Source organism: Nocardia farcinica (genome assembly GCF_029867845.1).
In the GTDB taxonomy this organism is placed as follows: Bacteria; Actinomycetota; Actinomycetes; order Mycobacteriales; family Mycobacteriaceae; genus Nocardia; species Nocardia farcinica_A.
This window is the reverse complement of sequence record NZ_JARWRU010000748.1, coordinates 1-5,229: the sequence shown is the minus strand read 5'-3', so window position 1 is coordinate 5,229 and position 5,229 is coordinate 1. Positions and strand designations below refer to the sequence as shown.

Sequence of the window (5,229 nt, the reverse complement as noted above, 5' to 3'; positions counted from 1 at the left end):
ACGCTGCCCTTCTCGCTGACCAGCCCGCCCGCCGCCACCATGAGGAACACCCAGCCGGGGTCGGTGGTGGCGGCGACCAGGATCTGCCCGTCGATCGCCACGTCCGGGTCGGGCGTGCCCAGCACCAGGGCGGGGGCCTCCACCCGGCCGGGCGCGCAGCCGATGCCGTGCAGCACGGTCGCGGAGTCGTCGACGGTGGCGGGGGCCTCCAGGGCCGGGTCGGCGATGGTGGCGGCGGCGATGCCGGTGGTGACGATGCGCGTGGGCACGGGGGTGTCGCGCCAGCGCTCGTGGTCCGCCTTGCGGGTGGCCACGGTGCGGACCACATCGGTGTCGACGGCGGTGCCGCGGACGAGCGCGACGATCTCCTCCCAGGTCAGCCAGAAGATGTCGCGTGGCTCGGCGAGCAGGCCTGCCTCGTGCATGTGCCTGCCGCACTCGCGGACCACGCGTTTGATCAGGCCGAACGAGCGGCTGCGTCCCAGGCGCATGTTCTCGCGCTGCTTGACGTGCTCGCGGGCGCGGGCGAGGGCGAACCGGAAGGCCAGCCGCTCGGCCCGGCTGCCGCGGAACAGCGTTCGGGCGGTCTGCTCGGCCTCGCGCCGGATGCGCTTCTCCCGTTCGGCCATGTCGTCGATGTTCTGGCCGCCGCGCAGGTAGTTGCGCAGCATGGGCACCAGGCGTTCGGGATGCTCGCCCAGCGGGTCGGTCTCCAGCTTGAGCTCGGCCACGGTGCGGTCGCCGAACAGCGCGATGTGGCGCAGGCAGTCGTCGCGGAAGCCGGCGAACTCCTTCTGCGCCAGCGTCTTCCACACCGCCTCGGTGTCCAGCGGGCCCTCGAACAGGGCGCGCAACCCCTCGTCGGCGCGGATGGTCGCCGTCAGCGCGAGCGCGGAGCGCACCGGATCGACGCTGTCCACGCCCTCCTCGCCGCAGAACAGCTCGTTGCGCAGTGTGAGCGCCTGCTGCTCGTCGAGGCCCCTGCGTTCGAGCAACAGACCGACCACGTGGAACAGCTGCTGGGCGAGGAAGTCGTTGAAGATCTGCACCGAGTACACCGGGACCAGCTGCCCGAGCAGCCGTTCCAGCCACTGCACCAGCGCCTCGGGATCGCGCTCCCGGCTCGGGGTCTCCGGCGCGAGGCGGCGATCGAGATCGGCGGTGAACACGGCGAGTTCGTCGAAGAACCTGCGCAACCGCCTGGGCAGGCGCAGCCAGCCGACGGCGATGACGGCGATCACCCGCGCCCGCAGCACGTGCGTGCGCAGCTTGGCCAGGCCGCGTTTCGGGACGGCGGGCCTGCGGTAGCGGTTCTCGATGTTGAGCGCGGCTTCCCAGCCCTCGATGGCGAACTCCATGCCGGGGATCTGGAGGAACAGCCGGTACCAGTTGCTGATGTTGTAGTAGATCCGCCCGTGCGCGGTGCCGACCAGGTACGGGTAGAGGCTCGCGTTGTTGCGGGCCACGATCTGCTTCGTCGCGCCGAAATCCCGGTGGCAGGCGCGGAACACCTGCTCGTAGGCGGCGCGCAGGATGGAGAAGGTCAGCGGGCTGGACAGGCCGGGATAGGATTCGGCGACATTGACGTTGTCGAAGATCGTCTCGCGCGCCCCTGTCGCGGTGACCGGCCGCGCCTGCAACAGGTGCAGCACGCCCGACCGGTCGTAGGTCCACTCCACGTCCTGCGGTCCGCCCAGCCGTCCGGCCAGCGCGGCGGCGATGCCGACCAGTTCGCCGATCCGCTCGTCGGTGAGCGCGGGGGTGCTGTCGCCGCCCTCGATGGGCACCACGGCGGTGCCGGTGGCGGCGTCCGGCTCCACTCGGCCGCGCTTGTCGGCGACCACGCGCGAGACGATCCGGCCGGAGGCGTTGTCGACGAAATAGGTGTCGCACTCGACCAGGCCGGCGACGACGCCCTCACCCAGGCCGGGCGCCGCCGAGACCACCGACTCGGCCGGGTCGCCGGACTGCGGATTGCAGCTGAACACCACCCCCGAGACAGCGCTGTCGACCAGCACCTGCACCAGTACGGCGCAGTCAACGGCCGCGTTGTCGAGCCCGCGGTGGGCGCGGTAGAACAGCGAGCGCTCCGAGAAGGCGGAGGCCAGCACGTCCAGCAGGGCGGCCGGGACATCGCCGGGCGCGACGTTGAGAATCGTGTCCAGTTGTCCGGCGAAGGAATCGGTGGCCGAGTCCTCGCCGCTCACCGAGGAGCGTACCGCCAGCCGGATCGTGTCCCCGGCCGGTGCGAAGTCCGAGGCGGAAGAGCTCCGGGAGTGCTCGCCGGTGGCCGCGGCCGGCTTCACGCTCGCCAGGGCGTCGACAGCGGCGGCCAGTTCCGCCGCGACCGACCCCGGCAGTTCGAGCCCGCGGATCAACGCACGGATCTGTGCCGACACCGCGCGCAGCGCGTCGGAGTCGGTGTGGTGCAGCCCCGCCAGCGCGCGGCCGATGTCCTCGGCGACGGGGGCGAGGATCTGCGCGCACGCCGAAGCCGTCACCACCGCGAACGGCGGGACGCGATAGCCGGCGGCGAGCAGCGCCCCGAGATTGGCCGCCTTGGCGCCGTAGCTCTCCGGGCGCGGGGGCTGCGCGGCCAGGGTGTCGGCGAGGACGACGGCCCCGGCCCGCGCCGGGGTGGACCCGCCCCGCGGTTTCTGTGCCCGGCTCATCGCGCCGCCTCCGCGAGAACGGCCGCGCCGGACGGGGCGGGCGCGCGTCTGGTGAGCCGCACCAGCACCGGGTCGGGGGTGTTGGAGATCTCCGGGTTCTCCCGCACCCGCAACCCGTTGACCAGTTCGATGTCGTAGCGGGCCAGCAGCAGGGCCAGACCGACCCGCACCTCCACCAGCGCCATGTGCCGGCCGACGCACAGGTGCGCGCCCCAGCCGAACGGAAAGTAGTGGAACGGCGGGCGCTTGCGGTTGCGTTCCCCGATGAACCGGTCGGGATCGAAGGTCAACGGCGAGGACCAGAAGTCGGGGAACCGGTGGTTGACGAACGGGCTGATCACCACGATCGCGCCGGGCTCCAGATCGAAGCGGTCGAAGCTGTCGGCGCGCAGCGCGGTCCGGCTGAACGCCCAGGCGGGCGGGTGCAGTCGCATGGCCTCGTCGACGGCGCGGCCGGTCAGCTCGAGCGACGACAGCACCGATGCCAGATCACCCGAGGCCAGATCACCCGAGACCAGGGCGGTGTCGATCTCGGCGCGGACCCGTTCCAGCACAGCGGGATTGCGGCACAGCTCGTAGACCGTCCACGCCAGCGCGCCACCGGTGGTCTCGTGCCCGGCCAGCAGGAAGGTCAGCACCTCGTGGCGCAACTGCTCGTCGTCCATGGCGTGACCGGCGTCGTCCCGAGCCGCCAGCAGCCTGCTCAACAGCGAACGGCCGTCGTCGGCGGCCCTGTGCCCGGCGATCACCTCGTCCACCACCCGGTGCAGACGGGCGAGCGCCGCGCGGAAGCGCCTGTTGGCCGGGGTCGGCACCGACGGCGGGATCTGGACCGGCGCGGCCATGTGCCGCATCACCCAGTCCACGCCCTCGCGAACGTCGTCCTCGATCTGCGGCAGCACCCCGTCGATGTCGGCGCCCATCACCGCCCGGCACACCACGTCCGCGGCGAACCCCATCAGCTCCGGCACCAGGTCGAACGCGGCCCCCGACGCGGCGTGCGCGTCGAGACGGGCGAGCATGCGCTCACCGCAGGCCAGCATGAGCGGCACCTCGGTCTCCACGTGCCTGCGCGCGAAAGCCGGTTTGATCAGGGCGCGCTGGCGTTTCCACAGCTCGCCGCCGCTGGTCAGCAGTCCGGGACCGAGCATGTGGTTCAGGCTCTGATAGCTGATGCCCTTCGCGTAGGCGGCGGCATTGGTCACCAGCACCTGGTTGATGTGCTCGGGCTCCACCAGCAGATGCAGGTGCTGATGCACCAGGCGCAGCCGCACGCTGCCGCCGTGGGCGACCGCCTGCTCGTAGAACAGGGTCAGCGGGTCGCGACGGTAGGCCGGATAGAAGCCGAGCGGGTTGCGCACGCCTGGCCCGGCCAGCATCCGCCCGCTCATGCCGCGCCCCCGGTCTGCGCCAGTTCGCGCATCGCGGGCTCGACGAACAGTTGCCTGGTGAGCGCGCGCTGCACCTTGCCGCTGGTGGTCTTGGGAATGCTGCGCGGCGGCACCACCACGACCTCGGCGGGCAGGATGCCGGTGCGCTTGCTCACCGCCACCCGCACCGCGCGCCGCAGCGCCTCGTATTCGCCCTCCGCCAGGGCGGTCTCGACCACCACGTGCAGCTCCTCGGAAGCGCCGTCGGCGTCGGGCCTGCCGACCGCGGCGACGCCACCCGGCCGCACCCCCGGCACCGCCTCGGCGGCGATCTCGAAGTCCGTCGGCGGATGGTTGGCCCCGCGGATGATGATCAGATCCTTCTGCCTTCCGGTGATGCGCAGCCTGCCCGCGCGCAGGTAGCCGATGTCGCCGGTGTCCCACCAGTCCCCGTCGCGCGCCTGCGCGGTGATCTCGGGCAGCTCGAAGTAACCCGGGGTGGTCGACGGGCCGCGGAACTGGATGCGCCCGGTCACGTCGTCGCCGCACTCCAAGCCGTCGGCGTCCACGATCCGCACCTCGGTGCCGAGCACCGGCGCGCCGCAGTCGGCGATCTGGAGCGCGTCGGCGTCGCCGTCGGGCACGTCGACGACCTTCCCCGTCGTGGTGAGCGCCTGCCGGGAGACAGAATCGTAGGCCACCGGGGCGTGCGGGCGCGCGACCGTCACCGCCAGCGAGGCCTCCGCCATCCCGTAGCAGGGCACCAGCGCGTCACCGGGCAGTCCGTACGCGCGGAACCGGTCGACGAAACGTTGCACCGTCGGCGGGTGGATGGGCTCGGCCCCGCAGAACAGGAACCGCCAGCTGGACAGGTCGACGCCGTCGAGCTCCGCGTCGGTGACCCTGGCGGCGGTGTAACCGTAGGCGAAGTTCGGCGCCGCGGTGAAGGAGCCGCGATAGGTGTGCACCGCGCGCAGCCAGTCGCCGGGACGGCGCAGGAACCGGTTCGGCGGCATGAGCACCGCGTCGTTGCCGTGGTACATGGGGTTGAGGAAGCCGCCGATCAGGCCCATGTCGTGGTGCAGCGGCAGCCAGCCCACCCAGGTCTCGCCCGGTCGCATCGACGCCGCGTGCCCGATCTGCGCGCAGTTGGCGGCCAGGTTCGCGTGCGTGACCCGCACCCCCTT

At 72.1% G+C, this 5,229-nt stretch carries 3 protein-coding genes; all 3 read right to left on the bottom strand.

Annotated features, from left to right (window positions below; translation table 11 throughout):
* Positions 1 to 2,672: PEP/pyruvate-binding domain-containing protein (locus QH283_RS16400; RefSeq protein ID WP_280503856.1), on the bottom strand; the 2,672-nt coding region annotated here is incomplete at its 3' end.
* The gene (locus QH283_RS16395) at positions 2,669 to 4,063 is read right to left on the bottom strand and encodes a cytochrome P450 (protein WP_280503855.1); all 1,395 of its coding nucleotides are present in this window, start codon (positions 4,061 to 4,063) and stop codon (positions 2,669 to 2,671) included. The genes QH283_RS16400 and QH283_RS16395, both read right to left, overlap by 4 nt.
* On the bottom strand, positions 4,060 to 5,229 hold a 1,170-nt coding region (locus tag QH283_RS16390), incomplete at its 5' end, for an AMP-binding protein (protein WP_280503854.1). The genes QH283_RS16395 and QH283_RS16390, both read right to left, overlap by 4 nt.

Bases quoted from the DNA above. Each gene is read 5' to 3' on its own strand.
- QH283_RS16395 (WP_280503855.1), bottom strand. From the start codon at position 4,063: ATGAGCGGGCGGATGCTGGCCGGGCCAGGCGTGCGCAACCCGCTCGGC.